Genomic DNA, 4010 nt, shown 5'->3' with positions numbered 1-4010 from the left:
TGCGGTTCGCGAACTCATCGACGGGCGTCAGTGGCTGGTGAACACCAAGGAGACCTAGCCGGACCCGCACCATCCGGCAGTACTGGCACGTCCCGGCGTTGTCAGGGCTGCTCCCACCCTCCCCGGCACCACCCGGATCAGGCTGCCCTCAGCTCCACCGTCCCGCTGCGACGGGATCAGCGGTGAAGTAGGGGTCGGACCGGGGCGCGGTACTGGCCTTGCGACCAGCCCGTTTCCCCGGCCCGCCCTCCGCACCGGACATGCGGCTCTCACCGCATCCGGCGCTCCACGGACTCCCGCTGGACCGCGCGGCTCACGCCGTCGCGGCCTTCGCCCACGGTGTTGGGATGCTGTATCCGCGCCAGCGATAGCGGGTCACCTTCACCCGCTGCGGGACGAACAGCGTGATCCCGTCCTCCTCGGGCCGCCAGCCGGGTTCACCCGTCAGATAGCGGCGCCGCAGAGTCCTCCAGTCGATCCCGGGATGCTGCTTCCTCAGCCACAACGTCACCCGACGCCAGCAGAAGTCGTCGAGATAGTGGAACGTGGCCGTGGATGACCCGAACCGGAAGTAGTAACACCAGCCCCGCACCGCCGAGTTGAGCTGGCGAAGCAGGTCGGCGAGGGTCCGCTGACCTCTCTTGTCCGTCACCGCCCGCACCTTGCCCGTGATGGAGGCCAGCGCCTTCTTCGACGGGTAGGTGTAGACGTAGTGCTCGATGGTGCCCTTCTTGCGTCTCCGCTGGATGCGGAAGCCGAGAAAGTCCAGGCCCTCGTCGATGTGGCAGACACGGGTCTTGGCCTCGGACAGGCTGAGCCCCAAAGGGGCGAGCACAGCCGAGACCTCCTCCCACAGCGCGTCCGCGTGGGCTCGGGTGCCACACACCATGATCAGGAAATCGTCCGCGTAGCGGACGATCCGGTATGTGGCGCCTCTGCGTCGGCGGTGTGCTGTCCGCCTGCCGCCGTTGCCGTGAGCGTCCCACTTGGCGCAGAAGTGTTCATCCAGCGCCGAGAGAGCGATGTTCGCCAGCAGCGGTGAGGCGATGCCGCCTTGGGGCGTGCCGGTGTTCGTGTCCCTGGTCTCGCCGTCGGCGGACATGATGCCCGCCTTCAGGAATGCCTTGACCAGGGCGAGAACCCGCTTGTCTCCGACTCGTCGGCGCATCCGTTCCAGCAGGGCGGAGTGCGCGATGTTGTCGAAGCATGCCTCGATGTCCGCATCCAGCACCCAGTGGTATCCCTTGGAGCCGAAATGGTGCACCTCGGCGATGGCGTCATGGGCTCGTCGTTCGGGGCGAAAGCCGTAGCTGACCGGCTTGAAGGACGCCTCGAAGATCGGTTCCAGGACCAGCACGAGCGAGGCTTGCACGAGCCTGTCCATCGCGGTGGGGATCCCCAGTCTCCTGAGCTTTCCTCCGCTGCCAGGCTTGGGGATCATGCGCTCCCTCACCGGCAGAGGAGTGAACGTACGGGCCTTCAACTGCTCCCGCGTGTTCTTCAGGAAGGCCACGATGTCGGCGTCGTCGGCGATGAAGGCCGGGATGACCCGGTCCACGCCGGCGGTGCGTGCCCCCTTATTGCCCCGCACCCTCTCCCACGCGACGGTGAGGAAGTCGGGGTGATGGACGAGGTTGTAGAGATCATCGAACCTGCGGCCGGGATCATCGACCGCCCATTGGTGCAGCTTGGTCTGCATCCGTCGTACCCGTAACCAGGCCCCATCGGGGTCGGGCCACAGATCACCGGTATTCACCAGCGTCTCCATCCCTTGCAGTTCCTTCAACTACGTGAATCCGCTGGGCTGCTTCGCCATGTGGACGGCTTTGTCGGGTAGCGGGAACGCATTACTGCGTCCCCGCCCCCTAAGAACCGGACGTGCAGCGTCAACCGCATCCGGCTCAAGCAAGCCCCGAAGGCTCGCGGGCACGCAGCGAAGCCAGACCTGCTGGGATATCGGCATTGCGCCGACGTCGACAGGAGGTGTGCACGAGACGAAGGACCACGTCCGACCTGCCTTGACCTGGAACGAGGACGATATGTTGCTTCGTCACCGCCCGCCGGATCACCGCCATCCACTTTTCCCATTCAGCGGGGCTTTGCGGTTGGTGGTCGGCGTACAACAGGAGCCCGCCGCATAGCTGGCAGCGGCCGTCTTGCAGCGTCAGCAGCCGCATTCCGAACGCGTCCAGAGACGTGGGCATCCCCTTGCGCCGCCGTTTGGCCCAGTAGTCCACAAGTGCCGGATCGTCCGGAGACGACGTGCCAGGGACCATCTGGTGTCGAACGATTTTCGTCCAGGAGAATTTCCGTAGGTGGGCACCGGTTTCCCGGTCCCCGAACACCCATTGGTTCCTACTGGACTTGTTGAACTGACCGAAGTACCGGTTGACAATCCAGTTCCTCGACTTGTTCTGGTGGCCATGCTTAGCCCACTTGTAAGTGAGCTTCCACATGTAGTCGTCCAGCGCGGTGAACGCCTTGCTGGAGACCACCGTCCGGTAGTAGGCCGACCAGCCGCGCACGATCGGATCGATCTTGTGCAGCACCGCACTGACGTTGGCCCCGCGTAGGGCCTTCATCTCTGTGCGTAGCCGTTCCCGGATTCGCCTCAGAGCCGCAGGACTCGGTTTGATCAACAGCTTGCCGTCATAGCGGCGGACGTTGAATCCCAGAAAATCGAAACCGGAGTCAGCGTGGACAATTCTCGTCTTGTCCTCGTTGAACGCCAGCCCTCTGGGCCGTAGCCACTCGGCGAGCTTCGCCTTGACCTTTGCGGCTTCGTCATAGCTGTGACACAGCGCGACAAGATCGTCAGCGTACCTGATCAATGCCGGTGCGCCTTCTACCGACTCGGCAGCGTTAGTGCCGAGCTTGCGGTATCGGACTCCGGCGGCTTGTTCCATTCCGTGCAGAGCGATGTTCAGTAACAGAGGACTGACAACTCCCCCTTGAGGGGTACCTTCTTCTGTTGGGGCGAGCCGACCGCGATCCACCACTCCGGCCTTCAGCCAGTGCCTGACCAGTTCCCTGGCTGGGAACGCGCCGAGCTGGGCAAGAAGGTACTCGTGGTCAATTCGGTCGAATGCCGCTTTCAAGTCCGCGTCCAGCACCCACATCCGCTGAGGATTCTTGCCCTTCAGCGTCAGATAGATGGCGGATATCGCGTCATGACAGCCACGGCCAGGCCGGAAGCCATACGACTTTGGCTCGAACCGTGCCTCCCACTCGGGTTCCAGCGCGTTGACCACCCGCGCCTGCAGGACCCGGTCAGCAATGACCGGGATACGCAGTGGGCGCTTCTTTCCGCCTGCTTTCGGAATGTGCACGCGCTTTACCGGCAGGGGTGTCCAGGTTTTCGCACGGAATTGCGCCCAGTCCACCAGCATGACTTTCGACTGAGGTAACAGCGCCGTTCGCCCGTCCACTCCGGCGGTCTTGCGCCCAGTGTTGATCTCCGTCACGCGCCGCACGCTGAGGAGCGTATTGGCACGGGAACGGAGCATCAGTTTCTGCAAGTTGCGAACTCGTTTGAGGTCGCCTTCCCGCGATGCCGTGAAGATTCTCTGTCGCAGACGCCTTACTTCGTCCTCGGCGGCACGCCAGTTGATGTCGCGCCATTCGAGAACGTCGCCCTCCGGTCCGTTCGCCATCTCGTCCGCGTCGGCTTGCGCCTGCACGTTCACCATGGCGTCTAACTTGTCCTTCGGTTCCGGCATCGTTCTCTTCGTCTCTCCACAAGCTCACCTGGCCTCCGTCAGCACCCTTTCGGGTCCGGGCATCCGCCCGTATCCGGCCGGTTATACGAGACGGCCGGCGGAGGAGCCAGCCATGATGTCCCGCTTTCCCGCTGCCTTTCGGCCACCGGCATTCGCTTCTGAGGCCATCCTGCGCCCGCTGGAGAATCGGGCCTTCCTTACGGTCGGCTTGCCGCAGACGCCTTGGCGTCGACGGACTCCAACGGGGTTGTCACGTTCCCCACGAGTGAGGTACGGCCGGGTCGGGTGCCT

Annotated in this window: 2 protein-coding genes; both read right to left on the bottom strand. The window is 63.9% G+C overall.

The features are described from left to right. Nucleotides 1-313: 313 nt before the first annotated feature. The gene (ltrA, locus tag VXC91_RS43125) at nt 314-1768 is read right to left on the bottom strand and encodes a group II intron reverse transcriptase/maturase (RefSeq protein WP_329512814.1); all 1455 of its coding nucleotides are present in this window, start codon (nt 1766-1768) and stop codon (nt 314-316) included. 133 nt (nt 1769-1901) lie between these two features. Then, nucleotides 1902-3719, bottom strand: a complete 1818-nt coding sequence (gene ltrA, locus VXC91_RS43120; RefSeq protein WP_329512813.1) for a group II intron reverse transcriptase/maturase — start codon at nt 3717-3719, stop codon at nt 1902-1904. Nucleotides 3720-4010 lie beyond the last annotated feature (291 nt).

The sequence above is a fragment of the Streptomyces chiangmaiensis genome, assembly GCF_036281785.1.
GTDB classification, from domain to species: Bacteria; Actinomycetota; Actinomycetes; order Streptomycetales; family Streptomycetaceae; genus Streptomyces; species Streptomyces chiangmaiensis.
Note: the sequence above shows the minus strand (reverse complement) of the source record. Positions and strands in the feature narration are given on the sequence as shown.